Source organism: Photorhabdus kleinii (assembly GCF_025384885.1).
Classification (GTDB): Bacteria; Pseudomonadota; Gammaproteobacteria; order Enterobacterales; family Enterobacteriaceae; genus Photorhabdus; species Photorhabdus kayaii.
The window spans coordinates 24540-41957 of sequence record NZ_JAJAFY010000041.1 but is presented as its reverse complement, the minus strand read 5'-3'; the positions used below and the strand labels follow the sequence as shown (position 1 = coordinate 41957).

The following is a 17418-nucleotide window of genomic DNA, read 5'->3' as shown; positions in this document are numbered from 1 at the left end:
TTCGTAATGAATTAACTGTTGTTCACTCTTCAAGACTTTAAAACGTATTTTTTTGTGATACGGTCTTGTGAGTGCCCACACAGATTGTCTGATTAATTGTTAAAGAGCAGGCTGAATTAAAAAATGATATTCTCGTTCAGCCGGGCTGCGTATACTACGCTTTTCGCCCGCGGAGTCAAGCGCTTATTGCCGCTTTCTCTGCCCGACCTCACAATGTTTATCAGCGTTGTGTCGGTCAGTGGTGGCGCATTATAGGGCGTTCTTTGGCGCTGGCAAGCGTTTATTTGAAAAAAACTTTTATTCGCGGATTTTTTCAACAAAACACTGATAAAAAGAACAAATCAGTCATTTTTCACTCACTATTTTAAGGAAATCATTGGTAAAATGATCAACTTGCTGCCAGTCGGTATATTCAACTTCTTTAGTTGTATCAGTTTCCCCACCGGTCATTTTCATAATTATTTTAACCATTATCCGATCCAACCAATGATAACGAGGATAAAGTAATGCACCAGCAAAAACACCACACAAATCTGGCTTCCACGGGGTATTAAATAGAAACTTACGAACATACACATTCGTTTCTGGTGTACGTTTCTCTGGCTTCCTTGCTGTCAAATTTACGCCAAAAAATGCGGTTGGCATTTTATTAAGTTGTTGTTGATGACAGATTGCAAACTTTTTCAGTGCCGAATTGAAATGACCATACCTGATCGAAGCTCCAATCATAATCTTGTCATAAGATTCCAAATTGATCGTTTTCACTGTTGCTAAATCTCTGAGCTCGCATACCTTCCCTGATCTGCGTAGATTTTCAGCAATGCGGGTAATGATTTTCTTAGTCTGTCCATCCCGACTGGAATAAAGTAATAAACAATTCATAGCCATATCCCTCTCCCAATAGACTATTCACGCCAGAAGGTTGGTGTAAATAAAACTAATAAAGTGAATACTTCCAAGCGACCAAACAACATCGTTATAACTAATATCCATTTGGCTGCCGGATTCATTGCAGTGAAGTTATCCGCAACAACACCCAACCCTGGCCCTAGATTATTTAGTGTAGCGGCTATTGCAGAAAACGCAGAAAGTTCATCTACACCAGTTGCGATAAGTAATAATAAACTAATGATAAATACCAAAGCATAAGCAGAGAAAAATCCCCAAACAGCTTCAATAATTCTTTCAGGTAATGCTCTTCGCCCTAGCTTGAGGGTATAAACCGCATTTGGATGAACCAATCTCTTCAATTCACGGGAACCTTGCAGGAATAGCAGTAAGATACGAATCACCTTCAGTCCTCCTCCCGTCGAACCTGCACAACCCCCAATAAAAGCGGAACACAACAGCAGTATTGGCAAAAATGATGGCCAACGAGCAAAACTATCTGTGCTGAACCCTGCTGTTGTCGCCATTGAAACAACCTGGAAAAAAGCTTGGTTTAGTGTCTCTATCCCCGACTTATAAATAGCGTGATGCCATAAGATCAGAGTGCAAATAATAACAAGCACTAATTGAATGGAGATAAACATACGGAATTCAGGGTCCCGCCAATATACTGTCAGGCTACGTCCCGTTAATACCGCGAAGTGCAAACCAAAGTTACAACCAGAAATCAGTAGAAAAATCGCAATAATGGTATTTATCGCGGGGCTATTGAAATAACCAATACTCGCGTCATGTGTAGAAAATCCACCAATTGCGATAGTTGAAAAACTGTGAGAAATGGCATCAAAAACTGACATACCCGCAGCCCATAACGCTAAAGAGCAGGCGATTGTCAGTAACACATAAATCAACCATAAAGTTTTTGCCGTTTCAGCAATTCTCGGGCGCATTTTATTATCTTTCAAGGGGCCAGGCATTTCAGCCCGATAGAGCTGCATTCCCCCAACCCCAAGTAGAGGCAGTATTGCAACAGCCAGCACTATAATACCCATACCACCTAACCATTGCAGCATCTGCCGGTAGAAAAGAATCGCTTTAGGCAAGGAATCAAGCCCAATCAGTGTCGTAGCACCCGTTGTTGTTAAACCGGAAAAAGATTCAAAAAATGCATCTGTAATAGAAAGATTTGGCTGTTCAGAAAAAATGAAAGGTAAAGCCCCAACACTACCAAGTACTGTCCAAAACAAAGCAACGATAAGAAACCCTTCCCGGGGCTTTAATTCATGTTTTTGCTCCCGATTTGGTATCCAAAGCATCAAACCGATAATTAAGGCAAAAATAAATGTCTGACTAAATGCACGCCCAGCGCCATCACGATAGATAAGTGCTACCAACCCTGGAATTATCATGGTGACAGAGAAAAGAATGACAAGCAGCCCAACAATACGGGTTATGGCACGAAAATGCATTTAGCTGGTTCCTTAGAAATCCAGTTACAGAGAATATTTACAGATCAGGTGTTAAATACAGTACACCGCGACTTAGATCACGTAATTTATCACCGACTTCCCCCACTAAGGTAGCTGGAAGTGAAATTCGCAAAGTAACATTCTCTGCATACTCACTGGAAATAATTTGCCCTGATGATTTCTGTAATAACTGTTCAATCATAGAGATATGGGCATATTCACACTGCAAGGAACAGAGTTTCTGTGGAACCTTATTTTTTGTCTCCAGCAATTTCAGCGCCTGTTGGGCACCACTTCCATATGCCCTTACCAACCCACCGGTACCTAATTTTATTCCACCAAAATAGCGAACAACAACCGCGGTTATTTCACCGATATTATTTCCCATAAGTTGGGACAGTATCGGCCTACCTGCGGTTCCTGAAGGTTCCCCATCATCTGAAAAACCCAACTGTTGTGAATCATCCGGTGCACCAGCAACAAATGCCCAGCAGTGATGGCGGGCATCAGGGTACTGAGCTTTGATTTTCTGGATAAACGCTTTAGCCTCATCCACCCCGTCAGTATGCTCCAGCAAGGTAATAAAGCGACTTTTTTTAATCTCTTCAGTAAAACTCACTGAAGCTGCGGGTATCAAATAAGGCTTCATTATGGCAATTGAAGATCCCGAGTCATGTTTTCCACTTTATTTTCATGGATCACAATATTGTCTTCAATACGAATACCACCGAAAGGTTTAAGCGTCCCAATTTTATTCCAGTCAAAATGTTTGCTGAACTCACTTTCACGCCAAGATGCAAGCAGCGATTCGATGAAATAAAGGCCTGGCTCGATAGTCAGCACCATGCGAGGTTCTAGAATACGGGTACAACGCAGATAAGGATACATATCCGGAGCGGTTAAATGTGTACCTGTATCATCCTGCATAAACCCTGCCACATCATGGACCTGTAATCCAAGAGGGTGACCAATGCCATGTGGAAAGAATGGCGTTGCCAGCCCTTTTTCAACCATGACTTCTTCACTGACATCTTTCACGATACCATATTTTTTCAACAACTTAGCAATCCGATGATGCATCTGAATATGATATTCGGTATAGCGAGTTCCTGCTTTAATTGTACTAATTAACGCTTTTTGTTCAGCATCCATATCTTTAATTAGAGAAGCAAATTCATTATTACTTTTTGCTGAATAAGTGCGGGTGATATCTGCTGCATAGCCATTATATTCAGCACCGGCATCAATCAGGAAACTACGAATATCCGAAGGTGCATTGTGCTGCAATGCAGTGTAATGCAAAACAGCCGCATTCTCATTCATAGCAATAATATTGTTATAAGGCACATCTGTATCACGATGACCTGTTGCCATAAGATAAGAGATATTAATATCAAATTCACTCATCCCAGCCTGAAATGCTTCATAAGCTGCCAAGTGCCCGACAATAGCCGTTTTTTGTGCTTCACGCATACAGACCAGTTCATAATCTGTTTTGTATGAACGATGGAAATGCAAATAATCAAGAACAGACTTTGGATTAATATTACGTTCAGAGAAACCAATCTCTTTTGCTCTTTGCGGTGAACAACCGATGTAAGCAACATTCTGTTTCACATAAGTGCTTAACGCTGAATTGATATCTCCAGCATTTGCCAGATGAATCATTTCAACTTCTTTAGTCCAGTAGCTAGTCGGCATCGGTTCTACGCTGTGCCAATAATCTACCGGCGAGTAAAACCATAATTTAGGTTTATTAATACCATCTACCCACAACCAGCAATTAGGCACTTTAGTTACTGGTACCCAAGCTTTGAAGTGAGCGTTAACTTTGAAAGGGTAGTCTCTGTCATCAAGAAAAATACGCTGTAACTCACCAGAGTGAATAAGCAAAGCACCAAATTGATTACGGGCCAATGCTTCACAGGTACGTTGCTGTAATGTAGAGATATGTTCGTGGTACAGAGATGCCAACTTTTCCATTTCAATTGACCTTTTTTATTTTATGACTAAACCATTAGCTTATCACAGCCGTTGATATTTGCAGGTATCACCCAAAAATCCTCTCAATTTATCGACCCCCACTAACACCTTATTTATCAAGATATAAAAACAATTATTGCCAATGAGATACAAATCTCACTTGTGATCACCCTTGCAAAAAACTAATCACTCATTTGCATTTACTTAACATAATAACCACAATCAAACCCATCTGGTCATACCAGATGGTATGCGCTCATTTAGGAGAACGACATGCTCTATCAAAGTGAAACAATTCAAGTAAGCTGGCTGAAAGATGGCATTGCTGAACTGGTTTTCAATGCCCCAGCCGCAATTAATAAACTAGATACTAAAACCGTTGCCTCTCTCGATAAGGCTGTTGCCAGCCTGGAGCAACAAACGGGACTGAAAGGCGTTTTATTACGCTCTGAAAAAGCCGCATTTATTGTTGGCGCAGATATTACTGAATTCCTCTCTTTATTCGATTCACCTGTAGAAAAGCTGCAAGAATGGCTTAACTTTTCAAATAGCATTTTTAACCGGATAGAAGATTTACCTGTACCAACCATTTCAGCAATAAACGGTTATGCTCTTGGTGGTGGATGTGAATGTGTTCTGTCTACAGATTTCCGTGTAGCTTCCCCGGATGTACGTATTGGACTGCCAGAAACCAAACTTGGTATTATGCCTGGTTTTGGTGGCTCAGTTCGCCTTCCACGCCTGATCGGGACTGATAATGCACTGGATATCATTGCCGCAGGTAAAGACATTGGGGCAGAAGAAGCATTGAAAAACGGTTTGATTGATGCTGTTGTTCCCAAAGAAAAACTGGTTGATTCCGCAGTATCAATGCTGGAACAAGCAATTGCAGGGAACCTTAACTGGAAAGCCGCACGCCAGCCAAAATTAGAGCCTTTGAAACTCAATGAAATTGAACGAGGCATGAGTTTTAGTGTGGCAAAAGGTATGGTGATGAAAGTCGCCGGCCCTCATTATCCAGCTCCTATCACCGCAGTTAAATCCATAGAAAAAGCCGCGACATTTGGTCGTGATGAAGCATTGAAACAGGAAACCGCCAGCTTCATTCCTTTAGCACAGACAAATGTTGCCCGTGCCTTAGTGGGTATTTTTCTTAATGACCAGTACGTAAAAGGACTGGCAAAAAAACATCTGAAAGAAGTCACAACACCTGAGTATGCCGCAGTTCTTGGTGCTGGAATTATGGGTGGTGGTATAGCCTATCAATCTGCCCGCAAAGGGATTACTGTCATGATGAAAGACATCAGCCAGCAAGCCCTTGAATTAGGTATGAATGAAGCCGCGAAACTTCTAAACAAGCAGTTTGAACGAGGCCGTCTAGATGCTATAAAAATGGCGAGAACCCTCTCTTCTATTCAACCTACCTTAAATTATGCCGGTATCGAACAGGCTCAAATCGTGGTTGAAGCTGTAGTAGAGAATCCTAAAATCAAAGCGGCTGTACTATCAGAAACTGAAACTCTGGTTAATGAAGATTGTGTCCTAGCTTCCAACACATCAACAATTCCAATTTCAGAATTAGCTAATTCCCTAAAACGCCCGGAAAATTTCTGTGGTATGCATTTCTTCAACCCGGTACACCGCATGCCGTTGGTTGAAGTCATTCGCGGTGAAAAAACTTCTGAAAAGACAATTTCAACCGTAGTCGCCTATGCCAGCAAAATGGGTAAAACTCCGATCGTCGTTAACGACTGTCCAGGGTTCTTTGTAAACCGGGTACTGCTTCCTTATCTCCTTGGCTTCGGTCTGCTATTGCGTGATGGTAGTGATTTCCGCCAAATAGACAAAATCATGGAGAAAGAATTTGGTTGGCCAATGGGTCCTGCTTATCTCATTGATGTTATTGGTCTTGACACTGCACATCATGCTCAATCAGTCATGGCCCAAGGGTTCCCAGATCGTATGCAGCGTGATTATAAAGATGCCATTGATGTTTTATATGACAATCAACGTTACGGGCAGAAAAACGGCCTTGGTTTCTACAAGTACACTCAAGATAAGAAAGGTAAGCCTAAAAAAGAGCAGGACGAGCAAACAGACCAACTGCTGGCAACTATCTGCCAACAGAAGAGTAATTTCTCCGGTGAAGAGATCATTGCTCGTACTATGATCCCGATGATCAACGAAGTTGTCCGTTGTCTGGAAGAAGGTGTCATTGCCAGCCCGGCAGAAGCCGATATGGCTCTGGTTTATGGCCTTGGTTTCCCTCCATTCCACGGTGGTGTTTTCCGTTATCTGGAAACAATGGGAACAGCGGCTTACGTAAAAATGGCTGAAAATTATGCTCACCTCGGTGCTCTTTATCAGGTACCACCTGGTCTGAAAGCCAAAGCTGAACGTAATGAAAGTTACTACTCTACAGCAGCAACGATTGCTGTCAGCACCGGAAAAACAGCGTGAGGTCTGGAAACATGGAAAATGTAGTCATTATTGATGGCATCCGCACCCCAATGGGGCGCTCAAAAGGTGGTGCATTCCGTCAGGTCCGGGCTGAAGATCTCTCCGCTCACCTGATGAAAGAGCTATTTAAACGTAATCCGGCAATACAGCAACACGAAATCGATGACATCTACTGGGGCTGTGTACAGCAAACTCTAGAGCAAGGTTTCAACATTGCCCGTAATGCAGCTTTACTGGCGGATATCCCTCACTCTGTACCAGCCGTGACTGTTAACCGGCTGTGCGGTTCATCAATGCAAGCGCTGCATGATGGCGCTCGTATGATCATGACCGGAGAAGCTAATGTCACACTGATTGGTGGTGTAGAGCACATGGGTCACGTTCCAATGACACATGGCGTGGATTTCCATCCTAAAATGAGTCTGAGTGTTGCCAAGGCCGCAGGAGTCATGGGCTTAACCGCTGAAATGTTGGCAAAGATTCACCATATCAGCCGTGAAATGCAAGATGAATTTGCGCTTCGTTCGCACCAACGTGCTACACAAGCAACGCAATCAGGCGCATTCTCCAATGAAATATCAGCAATTTATGGTCACGATGCCGATGGCATATTGAAATTGTTTGATTACGATGAGGTAATCCGTTCGGATGCTAATCTAAAAGATCTAGCCGCCCTGCGCCCTGTATTCGATCCAGTAACAGGCTCAGTCACAGCAGGCAGCTCTTCTGCTTTATCCGATGGTGCGTCTGCAATGTTGATAACCAGTGAAAGCTATGCCAAGAATCTGGGACTGAAACCTCGCGCCCATATCCGTTCTATGGCAGCTGTTGGTTGCGATCCTTCCATTATGGGATATGGCCCGGTCCCTGCTACACAAATGGCGCTCAAAAAAGCAGGTTTAGAACTGGGTGATATTGGCGTGATTGAACTAAACGAAGCATTTGCTGCTCAGTCACTTGCCTGCCTGAAAGGCCTGAATTTGTTGGACAGTATGGATGACAAAGTTAACCTGAATGGTGGCGCAATTGCTCTCGGTCACCCACTAGGCTGCTCAGGTGCTCGCATCACAACAACATTGTTGAACTTAATGGAACGCCGCGATGTTCAGTTTGGCCTGGCAACCATGTGTATCGGTTTAGGCCAAGGTATCGCCACCATTATAGAAAGAATGGATTAAGAACTTATCTGTAAGAATTATTATAACTGAGTCGTTGTTGCCGTAATTCCCGCCTGTCAGGGGCGGGTTTTTTTATTATTATTTTAAATGAATTCGAAAGCATCACCATACATGTTGTCAGTAGAAGCATCACGCTCACCACAAAAGCGCTCGCGAGCAATTTTTGCCATTTCAAATCGCCCTGCAATGTAGATATCATAATTGGCCAAACTACCAAAATCCTCTAGTACCGCTTTAAGCACTGTTCCTGTACGTCCACACCAACCATTCTCTGACTGTTCAACAACCGGAACAACCTTCAAATTAGGGTAGCGCTCTGTAAGTAGCTGTAATTCAGTAAGATCATATAAATGTTGTGATTCTCTGCCTCCCCAATACATAGAGATCTGGCGTTCAGGTTGTTCTTCCAACGCTGTCAGTAATATAGAACGGGTATAAGAAAACCCCGTACCGCCTGCAATTAATAACAGCGGATTAGTGCTGCTTTGACGAAACCAAGCTTTACCATGAGGGATATCAATATCGATCACTTTCTGATCCAGAATTCTATCCATCACCGCCATTGCATACAAATTCAATTCAGAAGCACCAATATGTAATTCAATAAACTCCTTTTCTGAAGGTGTTGATGCCATTGAAAACGGACGCTTATCTCTCTCACCCATTACCACCATCAGATATTGACCGGCACGGAATGAGAACGGAGAATCAGGAAGTAACCGTACCCGATAAACCGTATCAGTAATAGCCTCTACAGAGGTTACTTTGCAGCTCAGTGTTGTCATGCGTTCCCTCTTATGGTCCTAAAATATCTAATTCATCCCAGATTTTGTCGACGCGGGTACGCACTTCTTCACTCATCACAATAGGACGTCCCCATTCCCTCTGCGTCTCTCCCGGCCATTTGTTCGTTGCATCCATTCCCATTTTCGAACCCAATCCTGAAACGGGTGATGCAAAATCGAGATAATCTATCGGAGTATTCTCCATTAATACTGTATCTCTTGCAGGATCCATCCTCGTAGTGATTGCCCAAATGACATCGTTCCAGTCTCTGGCATTGATATCATCATCACAAACGATAACAAACTTTGTATACATAAATTGCCGTAGATATGACCAAACCCCCATCATGACTCGCTTGGCATGACCCGGATATTGTTTCTTCATAGTCACGACGGCAAGACGATAGGAACAACCTTCAGGAGGCAGATAAAAATCGACAATTTCAGGAAACTGTTTTTGTAAAATCGGTACCAGCACCTCATTCAATGCAACCCCCAACACAGCAGGTTCATCCGGCGGGCGGCCAGTATAAGTCGAGTGATAAATAGCATCATGGCGCTGAGTAATATGTGTCACAGTGAACACCGGGAACATATCGATTTCATTATAATAGCCCGTATGGTCACCATATGGCCCTTCTGGGGCTAACTCGCCAGGCTCAATATACCCCTCCAATACGATCTCAGCACTTGCTGGTACCTCCAAGTTATTTGAAAGACATTTCACAACTTCTGTTTTATATCCTCTTAATAACCCGGCAAATGCATATTCCGATAATGTATCAGGAACTGGCGTCACAGCCCCCAATATTGTCGCTGGATCAGCCCCCAAAGCAACAGCCACCGGGAAACGTTCTCCTGGATGTGCCTGACACCATTCCTGAAAATCAAGCGCACCACCACGATGAGATAACCAGCGCATAATGAGTTTATTTTTACCCAAGACTTGCTGACGATAGATACCAAGATTTTGCCGCTCTTTATTCGGGCCACGAGTGACTGTCAGCCCCCAAGTAATCAACGGCGCAGCATCCTCTGGCCAACAGTGCATAATCGGAATACGGGTTAAATCTACATCGTCACCAACCGAAACATGTTCCTGACAAGGCGCAGTATTAAGCCGTTTAGTTGGCATATTAAGGACTTGCTTAAATTTCGGTAGCTTATCCAGTAAATCACGAAAACCTTTCGGAGGATCGGGTTCTTTCAAAAAAGCTAGCAGCTTACCCACATCATGCAAAGCTTTAACATCTTTCTGCCCCATTCCCATAGCAACACGCTCAGCAGTACCGAACAAATTACACAATACAGGCATCGAATAACCTTTGGGATTTTCAAACAACAAGGCAGGCCCACCAGCGCGAAGGGTACGATCTGCAATCTCAGTCATCTCCAAATAAGGATCAACTTCAAAACTGATGCGTTTCAACTCACCTTTATGCTCCAATAAGGTTAGAAAATCTCTTAAGTCACGGTATTTCATACTATTCATTTATGCCGGTTTTTAAGGGGGAAAACATTATAAGCCATCCCACTCAGCTTTTTTGTGTTTTTTTCAGAAGACTACAAAGTAAACCAATAAGTTACTAAAAAGCAATGAGGTTAATTCAACCTTGCGACCTTAAAGTCAAATACAACGAAATGGAGGCTAATAAGTTAATATTTGAGCATTAAATTGCCTAGTAAGATGTTTAGTTGGAACATATACCCTATGGATTTCAAGATGCATCGCGACGGCAAGGGAGTGAATCCCCGGGAGCATAGAGAACTATGTGACCGGGGTGGGCGAGTGCAGCCAACAAAGAGGCAACTTGAAAGATGACGGGTATATTGCATTGGAACATCTCGATACCTTTACTCTTACCACAGAAATAATACTATCACTATCTCCTCTGGGTTCACTGCACAAAATGCAGCCAATCGATCACCACGGATTTCCCATATGACTACTCAATGACTATCAAATTTTGCAACTACTCAACAGAAATACTGATATTTTTCTTTTATTAATATTTTCTGAACAAATAACAACCAACTTTATATTAATTACTTTATCTGTTACTTACCAAAATATTACTCATCGCTTTTTTACTGAAAAACATAGGACCCACTCATAACAATAAATATGCATTATTAAACAATTATCACTAAGATAATGCCTGTAATGCCCTTTTCTATTTTGCTATGCTTAATAGTCATTGGATTAAGGTTAAATAAAGATGGAAAACTGGTACCTCATTTACTGTAAACGTGGGCAAATTTCACGAGCAATAGAAAATCTGGAACGACAGGATGTTGCTTGCCTGACTCCTACCGCGAGAATTGAAAAAATAACCCGTGGTAAACGTACTGTGAATATAGAACCACTTTTTCCTAATTATCTGTTTGTTCAGTTTGACCCTGAAATTATTCATACTACAACTATCAATTCAACACGCGGTGTTAGCCACTTTGTCCGTTTTGGCGTGCACCCTGCTATCGTACCGGAAACACTGATTAAAGAGATCGTATCAGCAACTGAGCAAGAATATGTATCACCAGATACACCTGTGGCTGGCGATACCGTATTAATCACCGAAGGTATTTTTGAAGGATTGCAAGCTATCTACAATGAGCCAGATGGAGAAACCCGTTCTATTCTGTTACTTAATATTCTGAATAAACAATTACCTAAGGCACTTAACAATAAGCAGTTTGTGAAAATTTAACCAAATAAAAAACGGGCAGAATTTGCATTCGCCCGTTTTTAATCAAGTATTAACGTTTCTGTTCATATAATTGTTGAGCAATCTGTTTCGCAAAATAGGTCAGTACACCATCTGCTCCAGCGCGCTTGAAGCATAACAGAGACTCCACAATTACCTGTTCTTGTAACCAACCATTCTGGATAGCAGCCATGTGCATGGCATATTCGCCAGATACTTGATAAGCAAAGGTTGGTACACCAAATGTCTCTTTTACCCTGCGAATAACATCCAGGTAGGGCATACCTGGTTTTACCATTACAGTGTCAGCGCCTTCCTGCAAATCCTGTGCAATCTCCTGCAATGCTTCATCACTATTCGCAGGGTCCATCTGATAGGTTTTTTTATTGCCCCCTTTCAAATTACGATTTGAACCGATTGCATCACGGAATGGGCCATAATAACTAGAAGCATACTTAGCGGAGTAAGCCATAATTTGAGTATTTACATGTCCTTCCGTTTCAAACAGTTCACGGATTGCACCAATACGCCCATCCATCATGTCGCTCGGCGCCACAATCTCAGCACCAGCTTCTGCATGTGACAATGCCTGTTTGACCAAGATCTCTTTGGTGACATCATTCATTACATAACCATCTTGGTCGATGATCCCATCCTGACCATGTGTAGTGAATGGATCTAATGCTACATCAGTTAGCAACCCTAGTTCAGGAACAGCATTTTTCAACGCACGAACCGTACGTTGAATCAACCCATCAGGGTTATAAGCTTCTTCCGCACCCAGAGATTTTTTATCTGCTTCAATAACGGGGAACAGAGACAATACAGGAATCCCCAATCGAGCAATCTCTTCAGCTTCTTTCAGCAAAAGATCCATCGTCAGACGATACACCCCTGGCATAGAGGGCACCTCTTGACGACGATTAGTGCCCTCCATCACAAATACAGGATAGATTAAATCATTAACAGTTAATTGGTTTTCAGCAACCAGACGGCGGGAAAAATCATGACAGCGCAACCGGCGCATACGTCGACCAGGGAAAGTTCCTGGAAATGCATAGCTCATATAGCTCTCCTAACTCAAACCCAGCACACTCGCGCTGGGTTAATTAATATGCTATCGCTTCGTACTAATTATCTTAGCACTACAGAACAACATGTTAAGATTACTATTATCACTTTTCCGTATTCACTTCTGGCGCTTCCTGCTCATCTTCCTCTGAACGATCCCCCAATTTCCGCTGTCCGGTATAAAAACGAGAGAGCAAAATCCCCAGCTCAAACAGCAGATACATAGGAATAGCCAGCAAGGTTTGCGAGAAAACATCCGGCGGCGTTAACAACATGCCAACAACAAAGGCCCCGACCAAAATATAGGGACGCTTTTTCTTTAAGGATTCCGGTGTAACTACCCCACTCCAACATAATAAAATAATGGCAACGGGTACTTCAAAAGAGACACCAAAGGCCATAAACAGTGCCATGACAAAGCTCAAGTAGTTACTGATATCCGTTGCAATCAGCACTCCTTCAGGCGCCGTTTTAGCAAAGAATCCAAAAGCTATCGGAAATACAACAAAATAAGCAAATGCCATCCCCAAATAAAACAACAGGCTGCTGGAAACAAGCAAAGGGATCATCAAGCGGCGTTCATGTTTATATAACGCAGGAGCAATAAATGCCCATACTTGATAGAGAACCATAGGTGCAGATACGAATATTGACACCATAATGGTTAGTTTTATTGGCGTAAAAAAGGGAGAAGCGACATCTGTTGCTATCATACTGGCACCTTGAGGCAACTGCTTAATCAAAGGCGCAGAAATCATTTGATAGATGTCGTTAGAAAAATAAACCAATGCTAAAAAAACCACTAATACAGTAAGTAAACTGTTTAGAATTCGCTTACGCAGTTCAATAAGGTGACTGATAAGTGGTTGGGTATCATCAACAGCCATGTTTTAGTGTTCACCATTAACTTAATTAGAAGTTTTTTTCTTTGTTGCAGAAGCCACAACCTGAGACGCTGCCGGCTTTTGTGCCACCTCATTTATTTCTGATGCGTTCATACTGCCCGCATCAGGTTCATTTTGGTATGCTTTTTTCAAAGACTCAGCAGCTTCTTTTAGCTCATCCATCGAAGCTTTTAGTTCCGGGGATAAATTCTGCAACCCCGCTTCTTCTTGAACTTTTTTCAGGCTTTCTTGGAGCTCCTGCAATTTCAGCTCTTGGGCCAACTCATTTTGGACGTTAGCAGCTAAAGAGCGCAGTGCCCTGATCCAACCAGCAACCGTTTTTACTGCCACCGGTAGCCGTTCTGGCCCCAAAACCACCAAGCCAATGACCATAACCAGCAGCAACTCACCAAAACCAATGTCAAACACGGTTTATACCTGCTCTTTGTTTTTGCTCTCAGATGTTTCAGATTGAGCTACAGATTGTTTTTCAGTAATGTTTTTAGTCTCAAAATCGGCATCACTACTGGTTTTTTGAGCCTGTTGAGGCTGATTATCATCCCCTATCGCCTTTTTAAAACCTTTAATAGATGCCCCAAGATCAGAACCTAAAGTACGGAGTTTATTCGTGCCGAACAACAGCACCACAATGACCGCAATAATGAGTAACTGCCAAATGCTTATACCACCCATTCTGATTCACCTCTATTTAACAGGAATTATTTTAATAGCTCATTATATACCCGTTATCTTTCAAGTTGCCTCTTTGTTGGCTGCGCTCGCTCACCCCGGTCACATCGTTACCTATGCTCCCGGGGATTCACTCCCTTGCCGTCTCGATGCATCTTGAAATCCATAGGGTATACATACGACGAACTATAACCAACCTTCAAAAAAATCTGACCAAGACAAATTTTACTCAACTTTATTCAGACGACACCAGCCAAACAACCATGAAACGGTACCCGCGCCTATAAACAACCAAGGAATATTTGCTAAGCCAGATAACAAAAACAAGCTGCCACAGAGAAACAATGTCGCACCAACACCAAGCAAATACTGCGACTGCCGCTGTTTTATCTGTTGCCCTTTCAAATGACTTGATAGCTTCTCAATGCTCACCTGCAAATGTTTATGCTGCTGAAGACTGTCATACACTAATTCAGGTAGTTCTGGCAACTTTTCTGCCCAATAAGGTGCCTTTTCTTTCAACGCTCGGATAACTGCCGGCAATCCAACCTGGCTATGTAACCACTCCTCCAGAAACGGTTTTGCTGTTTTCCACAAATCAAGCTGTGGATAGAGCTGCCGTCCTAATCCTTCTACATACAAAAGCGTCTTCTGTAGAAGAACTAACTGAGGCTGCACTGCCATATTAAAACGACGTGCAGTATTAAATAGATTCAGAAGTACATGACCAAATGAAATTTCAGCAAGTGGCTTCTCAAATATTGGCTCACAAACCGTACGGATTGCAAATTCAAAATCTTCAACATTGGTATCACTAGGAACCCAGCCTGAATCCACATGAAGCTCAGCAACTTTCCGGTAATCACGATTAAAGAAAGCAATAAAATTCTCAGCCAGATAACGTTTATCATCTTTATTAAGAGAACCAACAATACCGTAATCAATACCAATATAAAACGGATCTTCAGGATGTTCATAGCTGACAAAAATATTTCCCGGATGCATATCGGCATGGAAGAAGCTATCGCGAAAAACCTGTGTAAAAAAGACCTGTACGCCCCGTTCAGCCAGCAATTTCATATTGGTATTCTGCGCTTCCAATGCTTCAATATCAGAAACAGGGATACCATAAACCCGTTCCATTACCAAAACATTTTCACGGCAATAATCAGCATAAATTTCCGGTACATAAAGCGTTGAACTATTTTCGAAATTACGGCGGAGTTGAATTGCATTAGCCGCTTCACGCAGCAAATTCAGTTCATCAATTAACGTCTTCTCGTATTCCCGCACAACTTCACGAGGACGTAAACGACGTCCATCGGGTAATAACATTGGTACCCAATTAGCCAGACGGTACATTAACCGGATATCCGCTTTGATAATCGGCAGAATATCAGGGCGGATGACTTTGATAACAATTTCCTGTCCATTCTCTTTTAACCGAGCAGTATGGACCTGAGCAATTGAAGCAGAGGCCAGAGCAATAGGTTCAAAATCATCAAACCAGGTTTCCAATGCCCCTCCTAAAGCGGTTTCAACATATTGACGCGCCAGAGCGCCATCAAAAGAGGCAACTCGGTCTTGCAACAATGCCAATTGATCTGCTATTGCGGGAGGAAACAGATCACGCCGCGTTGAAAGCATCTGTCCAAATTTAATCCAAACAGGCCCTAATTCCTGTAAGGCAAGCCGTAGTCTCTCCCCAAGTGATTTATCTTTATGTCTATTTGGGATCCAGAACAACAAATAACGACCAAAACGAAGAGGCCAGGTTAAGCGAATCCGAGGAATTAGTTCATCCAATCCGTAAGAAAGAAAAACCCGTATGATCAAATAAAGGCGCCTTAATTCACCTGGAGTCATATTTTCCCTCTAATACTGCCAATCGTTGTTCTATTTGCTCAATATCTTTGGCCAACATGCTAACCTCTTCACTGAAATAAGCCACTTCAAGCTGATTTGGGGCCAGTTTCCATTCTTCCGTTAACGCTTCCGCCAGATAATTTTTCTGGCATTCCAGTGAACCTGAAACAAACTGAAATCCTTTTTTAAGGATTTGATTAATACTTTCGGCAGCGATATCCCCGAAATAAGGAGAAAGATAATGGGCCAAATCCCATTCAACCATATCTAACAACGCAGCCCATTGCTGAACAACCTGCATATCCCCTTCAATAACCATTTCACCGCTATTAAGCAACTTGGAAAGTTGTTGGCGATCCCGTAGCTTAAGCAAAGCAGAAAAGTGAGTTTTAACCGTGCAATCGGCAGATTCGCCCCATTGGCTTAATACGTCCACCTGTTTTTCACTGAACACCAACGTGAGTGGTGTATTCATTTCTTTTAATTCTATCGACAAAACTTTGTCCACCAGCCGCATACGGGCTGGCCTTAACACGGGTTCACGGTACAACAGGTAATTCAACGATGTTTCCATCACTGCGGTTAAAACCGGCGTAAGTGTGGAATTAATAACTGTACTCAGTGATGGTCTTTCCATCTCAGAATTTAAAACCTCTGTGTAGTGCAACAATGCCGCCAGTCATATTGGTATAAGTCACCTGTTCAAAACTAGCCTCTTCCATCATCGTTTTAAGCGTTTCCTGATCAGGATGCATACGGATGGATTCCGCCAGATAACGATAACTATCAGCATCCTGCACAAAAACCTGACCAATCTTTGGCAGCACATGGAAAGAATAAGCATCATACGCTTTGCTTAACGGAGCGAACAAAGGCTTAGAAAATTCAAGTACCAATAAACGCCCACCCGGCTTCAACACCCGAAACATAGAACGCAGGGCCTTTTCTTTTTCAGTAACATTGCGCAAACCAAAAGAGATAGTGATGCAATTAAAATAGTTATCAGGGAAAGGCAACGCTTCCGCATTAGCCTGCACATAGCTGACATTACCAACAATACCAACATCACGTAATTTCTCACGCCCAACCTTCAGCATAGATTCATTGATATCAGCAAGAACAACTTCGCCTTTTTCACCAACTATACGAGAAAATTTGGCGGTCAGATCTCCGGTACCACCGGCTAAATCAAGTATCCTCTGACCTCTGCGCACCCCACTGGCATCAATAGCCACACGTTTCCAGATACGATGGATACCAAACGACATTAAATCATTCATTAAATCGTATTTCGCTGCAACAGAATGAAACACTTCGGCCACCATGCCTGCTTTTTCATCCTTTGCTACAGTACGGAAACCAAAATGCGTGGTTTGTTTCGTTTGGTCTACCATGTTATTTGCCCATTTTTTATTCAAAGCGTTATAAAAGTGTATCAG

At 42.5% G+C, this 17418-nt stretch carries 15 protein-coding genes and 1 pseudogene; 3 read left to right on the top strand and 13 right to left on the bottom strand.

The genetic code is table 11. The features are described 5' to 3' along the window. Window positions 1–345: 345 nt before the first annotated feature. Genes hemG through pepQ form a run of 4 tightly spaced genes read right to left on the bottom strand, consistent with a single transcriptional unit; the run spans window position 346 to window position 4340 of the window. Window positions 346–882 carry a menaquinone-dependent protoporphyrinogen IX dehydrogenase gene (hemG, locus tag LG003_RS17215; RefSeq protein WP_112878807.1) on the bottom strand — a complete coding sequence of 179 codons (537 nt, stop codon included), beginning with the start codon at window positions 880–882 and terminating at the stop codon, window positions 346–348. 23 nt (window positions 883–905) lie between these two features. Beyond that, window positions 906–2357, bottom strand: a complete 1452-nt coding sequence (trkH, locus tag LG003_RS17210; RefSeq protein WP_112878806.1) for a Trk system potassium transporter TrkH — start codon at window positions 2355–2357, stop codon at window positions 906–908. 37 nt (window positions 2358–2394) lie between these two features. Beyond that, entirely contained in the window at window positions 2395–3006 is a 612-nt protein-coding gene (locus LG003_RS17205; protein ID WP_112878805.1) for an IMPACT family protein, read from the bottom strand. Further along, window positions 3006–4340, bottom strand: coding sequence for a Xaa-Pro dipeptidase (pepQ, locus tag LG003_RS17200; RefSeq protein ID WP_262981252.1), 1335 nt, complete (start codon window positions 4338–4340; stop codon window positions 3006–3008). Before pepQ ends, LG003_RS17205 begins: the two co-directional genes overlap by 1 nt. Window positions 4341–4613: 273 nt before the next feature. Here pepQ and fadB point away from each other — a divergent pair, with 273 nt between their 5' ends. Next, window positions 4614–6800, top strand: coding sequence for a fatty acid oxidation complex subunit alpha FadB (gene fadB / locus LG003_RS17195; RefSeq protein ID WP_262981251.1), 2187 nt, complete (start codon window positions 4614–4616; stop codon window positions 6798–6800). Window positions 6801–6811: 11 nt separating this feature from the next. Continuing rightward, entirely contained in the window at window positions 6812–7978 is a 1167-nt protein-coding gene (fadA, locus tag LG003_RS17190) for an acetyl-CoA C-acyltransferase FadA (protein ID WP_262981250.1), read from the top strand. An 83-nt stretch (window positions 7979–8061) separates the two neighbouring features. On the opposite strand, the gene fre is transcribed toward fadA, so the two are convergent. Then, on the bottom strand, window positions 8062–8763 hold the full coding sequence (gene fre / locus LG003_RS17185; RefSeq protein WP_262981249.1) for an NAD(P)H-flavin reductase: 702 nt from the start codon (window positions 8761–8763) through the stop codon (window positions 8062–8064). Window positions 8764–8773: 10 nt separating this feature from the next. After that, window positions 8774–10246 carry a 4-hydroxy-3-polyprenylbenzoate decarboxylase gene (gene ubiD / locus LG003_RS17180; protein ID WP_112878800.1) on the bottom strand — a complete coding sequence of 491 codons (1473 nt, stop codon included), beginning with the start codon at window positions 10244–10246 and terminating at the stop codon, window positions 8774–8776. A 736-nt stretch (window positions 10247–10982) separates the two neighbouring features. Here ubiD and rfaH point away from each other — a divergent pair. Beyond that, complete coding sequence (gene rfaH, locus LG003_RS17175; protein ID WP_112878799.1) at window positions 10983–11471, top strand: transcription/translation regulatory transformer protein RfaH; 489 nt, start codon at window positions 10983–10985, stop codon at window positions 11469–11471. Window positions 11472–11520: 49 nt separating this feature from the next. Here rfaH and hemB read toward each other — a convergent pair whose 3' ends face one another. From hemB to ubiE, 7 genes and pseudogenes are all read right to left on the bottom strand, one after another. Next, entirely contained in the window at window positions 11521–12534 is a 1014-nt protein-coding gene (gene hemB / locus LG003_RS17170) for a porphobilinogen synthase (protein ID WP_112878798.1), read from the bottom strand. A 109-nt stretch (window positions 12535–12643) separates the two neighbouring features. Then, entirely contained in the window at window positions 12644–13426 is a 783-nt protein-coding gene (gene tatC, locus LG003_RS17165) for a Sec-independent protein translocase subunit TatC (RefSeq protein ID WP_011148498.1), read from the bottom strand. A 134-nt stretch (window positions 13427–13560) separates the two neighbouring features. Further along, a pseudogene (tatB, locus tag LG003_RS17160) lies at window positions 13561–13852 on the bottom strand (Sec-independent protein translocase protein TatB); the annotation flags it as partial. A gap of 3 nt (window positions 13853–13855) precedes the next feature. Continuing rightward, window positions 13856–14116: a Sec-independent protein translocase subunit TatA gene (tatA, locus tag LG003_RS17155; protein WP_011148500.1), complete on the bottom strand. Its 261-nt coding sequence runs from the start codon at window positions 14114–14116 to the stop codon at window positions 13856–13858. Between the two features lie 222 nt (window positions 14117–14338). Further along, the gene (gene ubiB, locus LG003_RS17150; protein WP_262981248.1) at window positions 14339–15979 is read right to left on the bottom strand and encodes a ubiquinone biosynthesis regulatory protein kinase UbiB; all 1641 of its coding nucleotides are present in this window, start codon (window positions 15977–15979) and stop codon (window positions 14339–14341) included. Then, complete coding sequence (gene ubiJ / locus LG003_RS17145; RefSeq protein WP_112878795.1) at window positions 15966–16616, bottom strand: ubiquinone biosynthesis protein UbiJ; 651 nt, start codon at window positions 16614–16616, stop codon at window positions 15966–15968. The genes ubiB and ubiJ overlap by 14 nt, the downstream gene beginning before the upstream one ends. A 1-nt stretch (window position 16617) precedes the next feature. Then, window positions 16618–17373: a bifunctional demethylmenaquinone methyltransferase/2-methoxy-6-polyprenyl-1,4-benzoquinol methylase UbiE gene (gene ubiE, locus LG003_RS17140; RefSeq protein WP_112878794.1), complete on the bottom strand. Its 756-nt coding sequence runs from the start codon at window positions 17371–17373 to the stop codon at window positions 16618–16620. Window positions 17374–17418 lie beyond the last annotated feature (45 nt).

What these genes read in the sequence shown, in the direction of transcription:
- LG003_RS17205 (WP_112878805.1), bottom strand. Translation starts at nt 3,006, where the DNA reads ATGAAGCCTTATTTGATACCCGCAGCTTCAGTGAGTTTTACTGAAGAG.
- fadB (WP_262981251.1), top strand. Translation starts at nt 4,614, where the DNA reads ATGCTCTATCAAAGTGAAACAATTCAAGTAAGCTGGCTGAAAGATGGC.
- hemB (WP_112878798.1), bottom strand. Translation starts at nt 12,534, where the DNA reads ATGAGCTATGCATTTCCAGGAACTTTCCCTGGTCGACGTATGCGCCGG.
- fadA (WP_262981250.1), top strand. Translation starts at nt 6,812, where the DNA reads ATGGAAAATGTAGTCATTATTGATGGCATCCGCACCCCAATGGGGCGC.
- ubiJ (WP_112878795.1), bottom strand. Translation starts at nt 16,616, where the DNA reads ATGGAAAGACCATCACTGAGTACAGTTATTAATTCCACACTTACGCCG.
- rfaH (WP_112878799.1), top strand. Translation starts at nt 10,983, where the DNA reads ATGGAAAACTGGTACCTCATTTACTGTAAACGTGGGCAAATTTCACGA.
- hemG (WP_112878807.1), bottom strand. Translation starts at nt 882, where the DNA reads ATGAATTGTTTATTACTTTATTCCAGTCGGGATGGACAGACTAAGAAA.
- tatC (WP_011148498.1), bottom strand. Translation starts at nt 13,426, where the DNA reads ATGGCTGTTGATGATACCCAACCACTTATCAGTCACCTTATTGAACTG.
- ubiB (WP_262981248.1), bottom strand. Translation starts at nt 15,979, where the DNA reads ATGACTCCAGGTGAATTAAGGCGCCTTTATTTGATCATACGGGTTTTT.
- tatA (WP_011148500.1), bottom strand. Translation starts at nt 14,116, where the DNA reads ATGGGTGGTATAAGCATTTGGCAGTTACTCATTATTGCGGTCATTGTG.
- fre (WP_262981249.1), bottom strand. Translation starts at nt 8,763, where the DNA reads ATGACAACACTGAGCTGCAAAGTAACCTCTGTAGAGGCTATTACTGAT.
- pepQ (WP_262981252.1), bottom strand. Translation starts at nt 4,340, where the DNA reads ATGGAAAAGTTGGCATCTCTGTACCACGAACATATCTCTACATTACAG.
- ubiE (WP_112878794.1), bottom strand. Translation starts at nt 17,373, where the DNA reads ATGGTAGACCAAACGAAACAAACCACGCATTTTGGTTTCCGTACTGTA.
- ubiD (WP_112878800.1), bottom strand. Translation starts at nt 10,246, where the DNA reads ATGAAATACCGTGACTTAAGAGATTTTCTAACCTTATTGGAGCATAAA.
- trkH (WP_112878806.1), bottom strand. Translation starts at nt 2,357, where the DNA reads ATGCATTTTCGTGCCATAACCCGTATTGTTGGGCTGCTTGTCATTCTT.